Here is a 14164-nt window from a genome sequence, read left to right as displayed (position 1 = left end):
GGCTGCGGCGGAAATCGGTCAGTGGTCCAGCGCCTTGTACTTCTCGCGCAGGTGGTTGCGGATGTACACCGCGCTCAGGTTGAGCAGGGCGATCACCAGCACCAGCAACAGCGCGGTGGCGTACACCAGCGGGCGGGCGGCCTCGACGTTGGGGCTCTGGAAGCCGACGTCGTAGATGTGGAAGCCCAGGTGCATGATCTTCTGGTCGAGGTGCAGGTACGGATAGTTGCCGTCCACCGGCAGGCTCGGCGCCAGCTTGACCACGCCGACCAGCATCAGCGGCGCCACTTCGCCGGCGGCGCGCGCCACGGCGAGGATCATGCCGGTCATCATCGCCGGGCTGGCCATCGGCAGCACCACCTTCCACAGCGTCTCGGCCTTGGTCGCGCCGAGCGCCAGCGAGCCCTCGCGCAGGGCGCGCGGGATGCGCGCCAGGCCTTCCTCGGTGGCCACGATCACCACCGGCACGGCGAGGATCGCCAGGGTCAGCGACGCCCACATCAGGCCCGGGGTGCCGAAGGTCGGCGCCGGCAGCGCCTCGGCGAAGAACAGCCGGTCGATCGAGCCACCCAGCACGTAGACGAAGAAGCCCAGGCCAAACACGCCGTAGACGATCGCCGGCACGCCGGCCAGGTTGTTCACCGCGATGCGGATGATGCGGGTCAGCAGGCCCTGCTTGGCGTACTCGCGCAGGTAGATGGCCGCCAGCACGCCGAACGGGGTGACGATCACCGCCATGATCAGGGTCATCATCACGGTACCGAAGATCGCCGGGAAGATGCCGCCCTCGGTGTTGGCCTCGCGCGGCTCGTCGCTGACGAACTCCCACAGCTTGGCCATGTAGAAGCCCAGCTTGGCGAAGGTGCCCATGGCGTTGGGCTGGTAGGCGCGCACGATCTTGGCCAGGCTCAGCTCGACCTCGCGGCCGTCGACGGTGCGTACCAGCACGCTGTCGCGGTTGACCTGCTGCTGCAGCTCGACCAGGCGGCCTTCCAGCACCTTGTACTGGGCGTTCCACTGGGCACGCTCGGCGTCCAGGTCGGCCTGGGCGGCGGCGTCCAGCTTGCCGGCCAGCTCGCGCTTGCGGGTTTCCAGGCGCAGGCGCTCGAGGCCGGCGTTGATGGCGCCGATGTCCTTCTTCTCCAGGCGCACCAGCTGCTCGTGCAGCTCGTCGACTCGCTCGATACGCGTCTGCAGCTCGGCCCAGGCGGCGTCACCCTCGGCGACCAGGTTGCCGCTCTCCTTGACGCTCTGCAGGTAACCGTAGAAGTTGCCCCACTCGCGACGCTCGAGGACCAGCAGGTTGTCCGGGGTGCGGGGCGCGCCCAGCCACTCGCCGACCACCCAGTTGAAGTCGGCGCCGTAGATCTCGCGGTTGCCGACCTTGAGCAGCTCGCGGGTCATGAACTCGCCGCCGTCGGCCTGCACCGGCAGGCCGCTGGCGGCCAGGCGCGCGCGCGGCACCTCCTCGGCCTCCACCACCTCGCCGGCGACCAGCTTGGCTTCCTGGCCGGGCATCCGGTACTCGGCCTCGATCACGTCGGCCGGCCAGAAGTGGCCGAGGCCACGCACGGCGATCACCGCCAAGAGGCCGATGGTCATGATCACGGCGATCGACACCGCGCCGCCGGTCATCCACACCCAGGGCGTGCCGCTCTTGAACCAGGTTTTCAGGTTTTGCTGTTTCACGTTCACGGACGTCTACCTTTCCAGGGCCTCAGAGCGACGCGTATTTCTTGCGCAGGCGGGTGCGGATCACTTCCGCCAGGGTGTTCATCACGAAGGTGAAGGCCAGCAGCACCAGCGCGGCGAGGAACAGCACGCGGTAGTGGGTACTGCCCACCTCGGACTCCGGCATCTCCACCGCCACGTTGGCGGCCAGGGTGCGCAGGCCTTCGAAGATGTTGATGTCCATGATCGGCGTGTTGCCGGTGGCCATCAGCACGATCATGGTCTCGCCCACCGCACGGCCCATGCCGATCATCAGTGCCGAGAAGATGCCCGGGCTGGCGGTGAGGATCACCACGCGGGTCAGGGTCTGCCAGGGCGTGGCGCCGAGGGCCAGGGAACCGAAGGTCAGGCTCTTCGGCACGCTGAACACGGCGTCTTCGGCGATCGAGAAGATGTTGGGGATCACCGCGAAGCCCATCGCCAGACCGACCACCAGGGCGTTGCGCTGGTCGAAGGGAATGCCCAGATCGTTGGACAGCCACAGGCGCATGTCGCCGCCGAACAGCCAGTTCTCCAGGTGACCGCTGATGCCCAGGGAGAAGGCGCCGACGGCGAGGATCACCGGGATCAGCAGCGCCGCTTCCCAGCCGTCCGGCACGCGCAGGCGGATGCGCTCCGGCAGGCGGCTCCACAGCCACGCGGCGAGCACCACGCCGACCGGGGTCAGCAGCAGAAGGCTGAAGATGCCCGGCAGGTGGCCTTCGACGTAGGGGGCGAGGAACAGGCCGGCGAAGAAGCCGAGGATCACCGTCGGCAGCGCTTCCATCAGCTCGATCACCGGCTTGACCTTGCGGCGCATCGCCGGGGCCATGAAGTAGGCGGTGTAGATGGCCGCGCAGATGGCCAGCGGGGCGGCCAGCAGCATGGCGTAGAAGGCTGCCTTGAGGGTGCCGAAGGCCAGCGGGGCGAGGCTCAGCTTGGGCTCGAAGTCGGAGTTGGCCGAGGTCGACTGCCAGACGTACTTGGGCTCGTCGTAGCTCTCGTACCAGACCTTGCTCCACAGCGCGCTCCACGACACTTCCGGGTGCGGGTTGTCGACCACGAAGCGCTTGAGCTGGCCGCCCTCCTCCACCACCACGCGATTGGCGCGCGGCGACAGGGCGGCGACGGTGCTGCCGGCGGCGGCGACCTGCTCGGTCAGCAGGGTGCGATGCGCGGTGCTGTGGAAGATGCCCAGGGTGCCGGCGGCGTCGAGGGCGAGGAAACCCTTGCGGCGCTCTTCGGGGAGGATCTGGGTGACCGCGCTGTCGCCCAGCTGGAAGTCGCGGATGCGGGTCAGGGTGGCCTTGCCGTCCTGGTCGCGGACCATGAACCACTGGGCGATGCCGCCCTTGGAGTCGCCGACCATCAGCGAGATGCCGCCGAGCAGCGGGCTGACGGTGGTGACTTCGGTGGCGCCGTCGCGGGCCAGGTCGTAGCGGCCGTTGAGGCTGTGGCTGCGCAGGTCGAACACGTCGGCGGTGGCGCGGCCGTTGAACACGTACAGCCACTGCTGGCGCGGGTCGATGGCCAGGGCGCGGATCGGGTCGGCGATCTGCGGCAGGGCGACGCGCTGCTCGCTCAGGGTGGTTTCGCCGGTGAACAGGTTCTCCTCGCGCTCGAGGCTCAGCAGGTGCACCTCGCTGCCGGTGGAGGCGGCCAGCAGCAGGGTTTCGTCGTCCTGGCTGATCGCCACGTGATCGAGGGCGCGGCCCTGCGCGTCGAGGGCGATGGGCGCCGCGCCGAACGGGTACTCGACCGCCGGGACGATGGTCTTGACGTTGTTCGGGTAGCTGACCTTGTAGCTGTGCTGCAGCACCAGCACCTGGCCGTTGGACAGACCGAGCGCCACGCGATGGCTGCCCGGCTGGTCCTCGGCGACCGTGACGATGCGGCTGCCCTCGGGCAGCGGCAGGCGCACGCTGTCGAGCGCCTCGCCGTTCTTCAGGGCGAAGAACTGCACGGTGCCGGCGCGGTCCAGGCGCATGGCGACCTGGTTCTGCTCCTCGATGGCGAGCAGCAGCGGCTGCTCCTGCTGGGCCAGCCAGGCCGGCTGCTGGGCCGGGCGCGCCTTCAGCTCGGCGCCGCCGAAGATCGGCAGGACCACGTAGACCAGGTAGAAGAAGATCAGGGTGATGGCGCCGAGCACGGCCAGGCCGCCGATGGACACGTACCAGCCGGCCAGGCGGTCCTTGAGCGCGCGCAGACGGCGCTTGCGCTGCAGGGCCGGGGTATCGAAGTCCAGACGCTGCGATTTGGTGTAAGAGGTCATGGTTTGCTGGGCCAAGTCGTTCATGCGCACACCCTAGCGTGAGTTTATGACACAAAAATTACAGAGCAGTGACGTGGCGACGCCCGCCTCTCTCGCGAGGGCGGGCGTCGCTGTGGCTCAGGCTCGCGCCTGTGGCGTCCGTGCCGTTGCCGGCTGCGGCCTTACAGGCCGAGGTCCTTGAGGGTCTTCTCGGCGACCTTGGCGGGCACCGGGATGTAACCGTCCTTGACCACCACTTCCTGGCCCTGCTTGGACAGCACCATCTTGACGAACTCGGCCTCCAGCGGAGCCAGCGGCTTGTTCGGCGCCTTGTTCACGTAGACGTACAGGAAGCGGCTCAGCGGGTACTTGCCGGCCAGGGCGTTGGCCTCGTTGGCTTCTTCGGCGTTGCCCTGCTTGTCGACCAGCGGTACGGCGCGCACGCTGGCGGTCTTGTAGCCGATACCCGAGTAGCCGATGGCGTTCACGGTGCTGGAGATCGACTGCACCACCGAGGCGGAGCCCGGCTGCTCGTTGACGTTGGGCTTGAAGTCACCCTTGCACAGGCCTTCTTCCTTGAAGTAGCCGTAGGTGCCGGAAACCGAGTTGCGGCCGAACATCTGCACCGGCTTCGCGGCCCACTCGCCGGTCAGGCCCAGGTCGCCCCAGGTCTTGACGTTGGAGCCGCCGCACAGACGGGTGCTGGAGAAGATGCCGTCGACCTGCTGCATGGTCAGGCTCTTGATCGGGTTGTCCTTGTGCACGAACACGGCCAGGGCGTCGACGGCGACCGGGATGGCGGTCGGCTTGTAGCCGTGCTTCTCCTCGAAGGCCTGCAGCTCGTTGTCCTTCATCTTGCGGCTCATCGGGCCGAGGTTGGCGGTGCCCTCGGTGAGCGCGGGCGGCGCGGTGGAGGAACCGGCGGCCTGGATCTGGATGTTCACGCTCGGGTAGAGCTTCTTGTAGTCCTCGGCCCACAGCGTCATCAGGTTGGCCAGGGTATCCGAGCCGACGCTGGACAGGTTGCCCGACACGCCGCTGGCTTTTGCGTAGGTCGGCAGAGCCGGGTCGATGGCGGCTGCCGCACTGGCGGCGGCGACGCCGGCGGCGACGAAGGTCATGGCCGCCATCAAACGCTTCAATTTCATGCCTTGCTCCTAGGGAATGGAGATGGTTTGGATCGGGGGCCAGTATCGGGAGGCCGCATGAACACTCTATGAAGCCATTGTGACAATTATGTGACTGAAGTCCGCCAAGCCGCGGCCCGGCGGCGGTTATTCGTCGCAGGCGCTGTCGCAACCCAGTGGATCTTGGCACAATTGCTGCTTCAAACTGCTGAGCAACCCTGCCGGTAACAGTCCCGGGCAAGCCGTTATAGTGGCTGTGCGGATCGACGGGATTTTGCCGCGGTCGACACAACAACAAATTTCGCCCGAGCCTCCCTCTCCGATGAACGACTTAGAACAGGAAGACCCTATCCCGCAAGGCGACCTGGCCCTGCAGATCACCGCGCTGCCGCGCGACGCCAACGGTTACGGCGACATCTACGGCGGCTGGCTGGTCGCCCAGATGGACCTGGCCGGCACCGCCATGGCCAGCCGCATCGCCGGCGGCCGGGTGGCCACCGTAGCCATCGACCGCATGGCCTTCCTGGTGCCGGTGCCGATGGGCGCGCAGCTGTCCTTCTATACCCAGACGGTGGACATCGGCCGCAGTTCGGTGCGCCTGCTGATCGAGGTGTGGAGCGACGACCCGCGGACCAGCGAGTGGCGCAAGGTCACCGAGGCGGTATTCGTGTTCGTCGCCATCGACAGCGACGGCCGCACCCGCTCGCTGCCCGCGCGCGGCTGAGCCGACGCCTTCGCGCCCGCCCAGCGGCGGGCGTGGGCGGTCCCCTGCGCGCCCGGCGCTTCAGCCCCGCTGCGGCGCCGGCTGCTGCTGGGTGATGCAGTGGATGTTGCCGCCGCCGAGGAGGATCTCGCGGCCCGGCACCATCACCACCTCGCGCTCGGGGAACAGGCGCCGCAGGATCGCCTCGGCCTCGGCGTCGCCGGGATCGTCGAAGCACGGTGCGACGATGCCGCCGTTGACGATCAGGAAATTGACGTAGGAGCCGGCCAGGCGGATCGCCGGATCGCGCGGCTGGCTGCCGGGCACCAGGTCCACCCCTTCGCACTCCTCCGCGCTGGCGTACAGCGGGCCGGGAATCGGCAGGCGGTGGACGACCAGCGCGCGGCCACGGGCGTCGCGACTGCGCTCGAGCACCGCCAGCGCGGCGCGGCAGCGCGACCAGTTGGGATCGCGCTCGTCGTCGGTCCAGGCCAGCAGCACCTCGCCGGGGCGCACGAAGCAGCAGAAGTTGTCCACGTGGCCGTCGGTCTCGTCGTTGTACAACCCCTGCGGCAGCCAGATCACCGTATCCACCGCCAGATGGGCGCGCAGCACCGCCTCGATCTCGCCGCGCGAGAGCTGCGGATTGCGGTTGGCATTGAGCAGGCACTCCTCGGTGGTCAGCAGGGTGCCCTCGCCGTCGACGTGGATGCCGCCCCCCTCCAGCACGAAGCCCTCGGTGCGGTAGCGCGCGCAGCGCTCGATCTCGAGGATCTTGCCGGCCACCTGGTCGTCGCGGTGCCAGGGCGCGTAGAGGCCGCCGTCGAAGCCGCCCCAGGCGTTGAAGGTCCAGTCCACCCCGCGCACCTCGCCGCCGTCGTCGACCACGAAGGTCGGCCCGGTGTCGCGCACCCAGGCATCGTCGCTGCTCAACTCCAGCACGCGGATGTCGTCATGGGCCAGGCGCGCCCTGGCGTTCTCGTACTGGGCGGCGCTGACGCCGACGGTCACCGGTTCGAAGCGGGCGATGGCCTTGGCTGCCGCGATGAAGGCGGCCTGCGCCGGCTTGCCGCCCAGACGCCAGTTGTCCGGCCGTTCCGGCCAGAGCAGCCAGGTCTGCGCGTGCCGCTCCCATTCGGCCGGCATGCGGAAGCCGTCGGCGCGCGGGGTGGTGTTCAGGGTGGTCATGCGCTCACCTGCTGGAGAGAAAGGGATGGCGCCCGGCGCCGAGAGGGCGCGCCGGGCGGGACACAGGGTTCAGGCCGAGGGGTGGCTGCCGTCGAGGGTCGCCAGCGGCCCGTACAGGTTCGGCCGGCGGTCGCGAAATACCCCCCAGGCGCTGCGCACGTGCTCGAGGCGGTCGAGGTCGAAGGTCTGCACCAGCACGCCCTCCTCGTTGCCGCTCAGTTCGGCCAGCTTCGCGCCGAACTGGTCGGCGATGAAGGAGGAGCCATAGAAGGTGATGTGGTAGTCCTCCTGGTCCTCGCGGCCGATGCGGTTGCTGGCGATCAGCGGGGTCAGGTTGGCGCCGGCGTGGCCCTGCTGCACGCGCTGCCAATGGTCGCGCGAGGTGATGGTCGGGTCGTGCGGCTCGCTGCCGATGGCAGTCGGATAGAACAGCAGTTCGGCGCCCTGCAGCGCCATGGCCCGCGCGCTCTCGGGGAACCACTGGTCCCAGCAGATGGCGACGCCGATGCGCGCGTAGCGGGTGTTCCACACCTTGAAGCCGGTGTCGCCGGGGTTGAAGTAGTACTTCTCGTGGTAGCCCGGACCGTCGGGAATGTGACTCTTGCGGTAGACGCCGAGCAGGCTGCCGTCGGCGTCGATGATGGCGATGCTGTTGAAACGCGCCGCCCCGGCGCGTTCGAAGAAGCTGATCGGCAGCACCACCGCCAGTTCGCGGGCGACCTTGCGGAAATGCGCGATGGCTTCGTTGGTCTCCAGCGGGCTGGCCAGCTGCAAATATTCCGGATTGGGCTTCTGGCAGAAGTACGGGGTCTCGAACAGTTCCTGCAGGAGGATGATCTGTGCCCCCTGCGCCGCCGCCCGGCGCACCAGCTTCTCGGCGTTGGCGATGTTGGCCTGGCGATCCCAGGAGCAGGCCATCTGGGTGGCGGCGACGGTGACGTGGCGGGTCATGGAGCACCTCGTGGACGGATGCGGAGGGGTCTACTGACCATAGCAGAGCCCGGTGACGAAACTGCGCGGCAGGCCGATCGTTCCAGGCGCAGGACTGAACGATTTATAACCGATAAAAATCGATCAATGAAGAGACTTTTTTCTATATCAGCGTGAGACAAGATTAATTAACGGATAAAAATCCGTTTACGGTGGGCCACCCTATCGTCGGCGGCTGCGCCTACCCTGCGCGCTTGGGCAGCCAGGGCGGCAGGTAGAGCCCCAGATAGGCGTCGAACACGCGCATGCCCTCCTCGGCCAGGCGCGCCTCGATGTGGCCGTGGCGCTGCACCGAGAGGGCGTAGACCCGGTCGCCCAGCTCCATGGCCAGGCTGAACACCTCGATGTCGTCGGGCAACGGCGGCAGGTGGAAGTGGCGCTCGAACAGCGCGCGCAGGGCCTTGCCCAGCTGCAGGTCGTGCTGGCGGTCGGCGAGGGTCAGCTCGGCGAGGCCGTGGTTGGCGAGAATCAGCTGGCGCGCCGCGGCGTCGGCGGCGTAGACCGCCAGCATGCGCTCCTCGACGATCCGCGACAGATCGCGCCACTGGCGCAGCGCGGCATGCTCCACCGGGGCGTCCAGGCAGGCGCGGAAGGCGGCGTGGACCTCGGCGGTCAGCGCCTGCAGCAGGGCCGGCACGCTGGGAAAGAAGTGGTAGACCGAGGACGGCGGCATCCCGGCGCGCTCCGCCACGGCGTAGATCGACAGGCCGGCGGTGCCGTGGTCGGCGAGCAGGGCACGGGCCGCGGCGAGGATGGCGGCGATGCGCGCCTGGCTGCTGGCGCGCGGCTTGCGGGGGGTGGGGGTGACGGGCATGAAGGTCTCCGGCGGCGAGCGGCTATTGGATGCCAGCTCGCCCCGCAGCGACAAGCCGCTGCGCGCCGCGGCGCCGAAAAACGGCGCCGGCGCGAGGCCGGCGCCGGGTCTGCTTCAGACGGTATGCAGGTACCAGTTGTACTCGAGGTCGGAGATGGTGGTCTCGAATTCCTCCAGCTCGGCTTCCTTGCAGGCGACGAAGATGTCGATGTATTCCGGGCTGATGTACTTGTTCAGCACTTCGCTGTCGTCCAGCTCGCGCAGGGCGTCGCGCAGGTTGTTGGGCAGGCTCTGCTCGAGCTGCTCGTAGGAGTTGCCCTCGATCGGCTCGCCCGGCTCGATCAGGTGGGTCAGCCCGTGGTGCACGCCGGCCAGCAGGGAAGCCATCAGCAGGTAGGGGTTGGCGTCGGCGCCGGCGACACGCTGTTCGATACGCAGCGCGTCGGGGTTGCCGGTCGGCACGCGCAGGGCCACGGTGCGGTTGTCCACGCCCCAGGACGGCGCGTTGGGCACGTAGAACTGCGAACCGAAGCGGCGGTAGGAGTTGACGTTGGGGCAGAGGAAGGCCATCGACGCCGGCAGGGTTTCCAGTACGCCGCCGATGGCATGGCGCAGGGCATCGTTGGTCAGCGGGTCCTCGGCGGCGAAGATGTTGTTGCCGTCCTTGTCGAGCAGCGAGATGTGCACGTGCAGCCCGTTGCCGGCCTGGCCCGGATAGGGCTTGGCCATGAAGGTCGAGTCCATCTCGTGGTCGTAGGCGGTGTTCTTGATCAGACGCTTGAGCAGCACCGCGTAGTCGCAGGCCTTCATCGGATCGGCGACGTGGTTGAGGTTGACCTCGAACTGCGCCGGGGCGCTTTCCTTGACGATGGCGTCGGCGGGGATGTCCTGGATGTGTGCGCCGTCGATGATGTCGCGCAGGCAGTCGGCGTATTCGTCGAGGTCGTCGATGGAGTAGACCTGCACCGCCTGCGGGCGCTTGCCGGAGATCGGCGAGCGCGGCGGCTGCGGGCGGCCGTTCACGTTCTCCTGGTCGATCAGGTAGAACTCCAGCTCGAAGGCGGCGCACACCGTCAGGCCCATGTCGGTGAACCGCTGCACCACCCGGCGCAGCACTTCGCGCGGGTCGGCGAAGAACGGCTGGCCTTCGTGTTCGTACATCGACATCAGCAGCTGCGCGGTCGGTCGGCGCTGCCAGGGCTCCATGCTAAGGGTGCCGGGAATCGGCTTGCAGACCCGATCGGCGTCGCCGATGTCGAGGCCCAGACCGGTGCTTTCCACGGTCGAGCCGGTGATGTCCAGGGCGAAGAGCGAAGCCGGAAGGTTGATCCCCTTTTCGTAAACCTTTTGCAGACTGCTACGGTCGATACGCTTGCCGCGCACCACCCCGTTCATGTCCGAGATGAGAAGGTCCACGAACTGGACCTCCGGATGTTCCGCAAGGAACTCGTTCGCTTCGCTGAGCGGAACGGCACTCGTAGCGGGTGACATGATGGGACACCTTATCTATTGTTAAAAATTTCAATCAGGTACCTATACAGGTCTGAGTCAATCTTAAAGGCCTAGCTTTGTCAACAGCCCCGGATGTTGCTCAATGTTTGCACTCGAAGACCTTGGAAGGGGCCTTTCCGGCGCCCCGGACAGGCCCGGACCAGAGCCTTTCGTCGGCGCCGTTCAGGCAATCATCTAGGTGTTGTCAAAAAAAATGAACGCGACTACTCTCGAATCGAGTCCTATCATTGCGACATCCCGGTGCCCCATGCCTCTCCAGCCCCTGATCGGCGTCACCGCCTGCAGTAAAGAGATCGGCCTGCATCCCTTCCATATCGTCGGCGACAAGTACCTGCGCGCCGTCGCCGTCGCCGCCGGCGGCCTGCCGCTGGCGATCCCGGCCATTCCCGAACTGATCGACCTCGCCAGCCTCCTCGCGCGTCTCGACGGCCTGCTGCTCACCGGCTCGCCATCCAACGTCGAGCCGCACCACTACCAGGGCCCGGGCAGCGCGCCCGGCACCCCTCACGACCCGGCCCGCGACGGCCTGACCCTGCCGCTGATCCGCGCCGCGGTGGACGCCGGGGTGCCGCTGCTGGGTATCTGCCGCGGTTTCCAGGAAATGAACGTGGCCTTCGGCGGCAGCCTGCACCAGCGCGTGCACGAGGCCGGGCCGTTCATGGACCACCGCGAGGACCACGCGGCGCCGCTCGAGGTCCAGTACGGCCTGCGCCACCCGCTGCTGGTGCAGCCCGGCGGGCTGCTCGAGGAGCTTGGCCTGGCGCCGCAGTTCGAGATCAACTCGGTGCACGGCCAGGGCGTCGAGCGCCTGGGGGCCGGCCTGCGCGTCGAGGGGCTGGCGCCGGACGGGCTGATCGAGGCGTTCTCCGTAGAGGGGGCGAAGAGCTTCGCGCTCGGCGTACAGTTCCACCCGGAGTGGCGGGTGACCGAGCATCCGGCCTACCTGGCGATCTTCCGGGCCTTCGGCGATGCCTGCCGCGAGCGGGCGGCTCGGCACTGAGCCATCCTGTAAGGATTCCCACCGACAGGCAAAACCCGAGGTCGTTATGGCTACCAAGCTGGACCGGCTGAGCAACTGGCTGAAGGAAAACCGCATCACCGAAGTGGAGTGTCTGGTCACCGACCTCAACGGCATCGCCCGCGGCAAGATCGCGCCGACCAGCAAGTTCCTCGCCGAGCGCGGCATGCGCCTGCCCGAGAGCGTGCTGCTGCAGAGCGTCACCGGCGACTACGTCGACGACGAGATCTACTACGAACTGCTCGACCCGGCCGACATCGACATGTTCTGCCGCCCGGACGAGAACGCGGTGTTCCCGATACCATGGGCCGCCGAGCCGACCGCCCTGGTGATCCACGACAGCTACGACAAGGTCGGCAACCCCACCGACCTCGCACCGCGCAACGTCCTCAAGCAGGTGCTCAAGCTGTACGCCGACCGCGGCTGGAAGCCGATCGTGGCACCGGAAATGGAGTTCTACCTGACCAAGCGCTGCGACGATCCCGACTATCCGCTGCAGCCGCCGGTAGGCCGCTCCGGACGCCAGGAGACCGGCCGGCAGTCGTTCTCCATCGACGCCGCCAACGAGTTCGACGCCCTGTTCGAGGACATGTACGCCTGGTGCGAGGCGCAGGGCCTGGATCTGGACACCCTGATCCACGAGGAAGGCTCCGCGCAGATGGAGATCAACTTCCGCCATGGCGACGCGCTGCAGCTGGCCGACCAGATCTTCGTGTTCAAGCGCACCCTGCGCGAGGCGGCGTTCAAGCACGGCGTCACCGCCACCTTCATGGCCAAGCCGATGACCGGCGAGCCGGGCAGCGCCATGCACCTGCACCAGAGCGTGCTCGACGCCAGCGGCCGCAACGTGTTCTCCAGCGAGGACGGCAGCATGAGCGAGCTGTTCCTCAACCATGTCGCCGGCCTGCAGCGGCTGATCCCCGAGGCGCTGCCGCTGTTCGCCCCCAACGTCAATTCGTTCCGCCGCTTCCTGCCGGACACCTCGGCGCCGGTCAACGTCGAGTGGGGCGAGGAGAACCGCACCGTCGGCCTGCGCGTACCCGACGCCGACCCACAGAACCGCCGGGTGGAAAACCGCCTGCCGGGCGCCGACGCCAACCCCTACCTGGCCATCGCCGCCAGCCTGCTGTGCGGCTACATCGGCATGATCGAGGGCCTGCACCCGACCCCGCAGGTCAAGGGCCGCGCCTATCAGCGGCGCAACCTGCGCCTGCCGCTGACCCTGGAGGCGGCGCTGGAGGCCATGGAGCAGTCCAAGCTGCTCGAACGCTACCTGGGCCGGCGCTTCTGCCGCGGCTACGTGGCGGTCAAGCGGGTCGAGAACGAGAACTTCAAGCGGGTGATCAGCTCCTGGGAGCGCGAATTCCTGCTGCTTTCGGTTTGAGGGCAGCCACCCGCCCCCCACTTCCTAGCGCGGAGAACGACAACAATGACGCAGCAACGCACCACCACCGAGTGGCAGGCCCTCAGCCGCGAGCACCTGCTGGCACCGTTCAGCGACTACAAGCAGCTCGCCGCCAAGGGCACCCGCATCGTCACCCGGGCCGACGGCGTCTACCTGTGGGACAGCGAGGGACACAAGATCCTCGACGGCATGGCCGGCCTGTGGTGCGTCAACGTCGGCTACGGCCGCCGCGAGCTGGCCGATGTCGCCCATCGGCAGATGCTCGAACTGCCGTACTACAACCTGTTCTTCCAGACCGCCCACCCGCCGGCGCTGGAGCTGGCCAAGGCGATCGCCGAGATCGCCCCGCAAGGCATGCAGCACGTGTTCTTCACCGGCTCGGGCTCGGAATCCAACGACACCGTGCTGCGCCTGGTGCGCCACTACTGGGCGATCAAGGGGATGCCTGCGAAGAAGGTGATCATCGGCCGCATCAACGGCTACCACGGCTCCACCGTGGCCGGCGCCAGCCTCGGCGGCATGAAGGCCATGCACGAGCAGGGCGATCTGCCGATCCCCGGCATCACCCATATTCCGCAGCCGTACTGGTACGGCGAGAGCGGCGCGATGGACCCGCAGGCGTTCGGCGAGTGGGCCGCCGACCAGCTGGAGCAGAAGATCCTCGAGGTCGGCGAGGAGAATGTCGCCGCCTTCATCGCCGAGCCGATCCAGGGCGCCGGCGGAGTGATCATCCCGCCGGAAAGCTACTGGCCGCGGGTGCGGCAGATCCTCGCCAAGTACCAGATCCTGTTCATCGCCGACGAGGTGATCTGCGGCTTCGGCCGCACCGGCGAGTGGTTCGGCAGCCAGTACTACGGCCTGGAGCCGGACCTGATGCCGATCGCCAAGGGCCTGACCAGCGGCTATATCCCGATGGGCGGGGTGATCGTCCGCGACCACGTGGCGCAGACCCTCGCCGAAGGCGGCGAGTTCTACCACGGCTACACCTACTCCGGGCATCCGGTGGCGGCCGCCGTGGCGTTGGAAAACATTCGTATCCTGCGCGACGAAAAGATCGTCGAACGGGTCAAGCAGGACACGGCACCCTATTTGCAGAAACGCTGGCAGGAACTCGCCGACCACCCGCTGGTGGGCGAGGCCCGTGGCCTGGGGATGCTCGGTGCACTGGAGCTGGTCAAGGACAAGAAGACCCGTGCCCGTTTCGAGGGCGGCATCGGCATGCGCTGCCGCGAGCACTGCTTCCGCAACGGCCTGATCATGCGAGCGGTCGGCGACACCATGATCATCTCGCCGCCGCTGGTGATCACCAGGGAGCAGATCGACGAGCTGATCACCCTGGCGCGAAAGTGCCTGGATGCGACCGCCAGCGAAGTTCTTGGCTAAGTCGGGCGTTGAGCGCCGCCGCAGTCCTTGCCAGACTTGGCGTCACGTTGCCCAGGCCCCCGG

Annotated in this window: 11 protein-coding genes; 4 read left to right on the top strand and 7 right to left on the bottom strand. The window is 67.7% G+C overall.

Annotation, left to right across the window (positions count from 1 at the left end):
- Positions 1 to 18 precede the first annotated feature (18 nt).
- The 3 genes from pstA to LMJ29_RS07030 form a co-directional block, all read right to left on the bottom strand.
- On the bottom strand, positions 19 to 1635 hold the full coding sequence (gene pstA, locus LMJ29_RS07040) for a phosphate ABC transporter permease PstA (protein WP_264758803.1): 1617 nt from the start codon (positions 1633 to 1635) through the stop codon (positions 19 to 21).
- Positions 1636 to 1717: 82 nt separating this feature from the next.
- Positions 1718 to 4006, bottom strand: a complete 2289-nt coding sequence (locus tag LMJ29_RS07035; RefSeq protein WP_229604808.1) for an ABC transporter permease subunit — start codon at positions 4004 to 4006, stop codon at positions 1718 to 1720.
- A gap of 137 nt (positions 4007 to 4143) precedes the next feature.
- Complete coding sequence (locus LMJ29_RS07030) at positions 4144 to 5109, bottom strand: PstS family phosphate ABC transporter substrate-binding protein (RefSeq protein WP_229604807.1); 966 nt, start codon at positions 5107 to 5109, stop codon at positions 4144 to 4146.
- Between the two features lie 301 nt (positions 5110 to 5410).
- Between LMJ29_RS07030 and LMJ29_RS07025 the strand changes: the two genes are divergently transcribed.
- On the top strand, positions 5411 to 5812 hold the full coding sequence (locus LMJ29_RS07025; protein WP_229604806.1) for an acyl-CoA thioesterase: 402 nt from the start codon (positions 5411 to 5413) through the stop codon (positions 5810 to 5812).
- A 60-nt stretch (positions 5813 to 5872) separates the two neighbouring features.
- Here LMJ29_RS07025 and aguA read toward each other — a convergent pair whose 3' ends face one another.
- From aguA to LMJ29_RS07005, 4 genes are all read right to left on the bottom strand, one after another.
- A complete protein-coding gene (gene aguA / locus LMJ29_RS07020; RefSeq protein WP_229604805.1) occupies positions 5873 to 6979 on the bottom strand; it encodes an agmatine deiminase in 1107 nt (368 codons plus the stop codon).
- 69 nt (positions 6980 to 7048) lie between these two features.
- The gene (gene aguB / locus LMJ29_RS07015; RefSeq protein ID WP_229604804.1) at positions 7049 to 7930 is read right to left on the bottom strand and encodes an N-carbamoylputrescine amidase; all 882 of its coding nucleotides are present in this window, start codon (positions 7928 to 7930) and stop codon (positions 7049 to 7051) included.
- A 220-nt stretch (positions 7931 to 8150) separates the two neighbouring features.
- Positions 8151 to 8783, bottom strand: a complete 633-nt coding sequence (locus tag LMJ29_RS07010; RefSeq protein ID WP_229604803.1) for a TetR/AcrR family transcriptional regulator — start codon at positions 8781 to 8783, stop codon at positions 8151 to 8153.
- Between the two features lie 114 nt (positions 8784 to 8897).
- The gene (locus LMJ29_RS07005; RefSeq protein ID WP_229604802.1) at positions 8898 to 10274 is read right to left on the bottom strand and encodes a glutamine synthetase family protein; all 1377 of its coding nucleotides are present in this window, start codon (positions 10272 to 10274) and stop codon (positions 8898 to 8900) included.
- Between the two features lie 268 nt (positions 10275 to 10542).
- On the opposite strand from LMJ29_RS07005, the gene LMJ29_RS07000 reads away from it, so the two are divergent.
- Genes LMJ29_RS07000 through LMJ29_RS06990 form a run of 3 tightly spaced genes read left to right on the top strand, consistent with a single transcriptional unit; the run spans position 10543 to position 14101 of the window.
- Positions 10543 to 11295, top strand: a complete 753-nt coding sequence (locus tag LMJ29_RS07000) for a gamma-glutamyl-gamma-aminobutyrate hydrolase family protein (RefSeq protein WP_229604801.1) — start codon at positions 10543 to 10545, stop codon at positions 11293 to 11295.
- 46 nt (positions 11296 to 11341) lie between these two features.
- Positions 11342 to 12697, top strand: a complete 1356-nt coding sequence (locus tag LMJ29_RS06995) for a glutamine synthetase family protein (protein ID WP_229604800.1) — start codon at positions 11342 to 11344, stop codon at positions 12695 to 12697.
- 45 nt (positions 12698 to 12742) lie between these two features.
- Positions 12743 to 14101, top strand: coding sequence for an aspartate aminotransferase family protein (locus LMJ29_RS06990; RefSeq protein ID WP_229604799.1), 1359 nt, complete (start codon positions 12743 to 12745; stop codon positions 14099 to 14101).
- The last annotated feature ends 63 nt before the right edge of the window (positions 14102 to 14164 follow it).

This window comes from Pseudomonas oryzagri, assembly GCF_020831405.1.
GTDB classification, from domain to species: Bacteria; Pseudomonadota; Gammaproteobacteria; order Pseudomonadales; family Pseudomonadaceae; genus Geopseudomonas; species Geopseudomonas oryzagri.
This window is presented reverse-complemented; position numbering and strand designations above follow the sequence as displayed.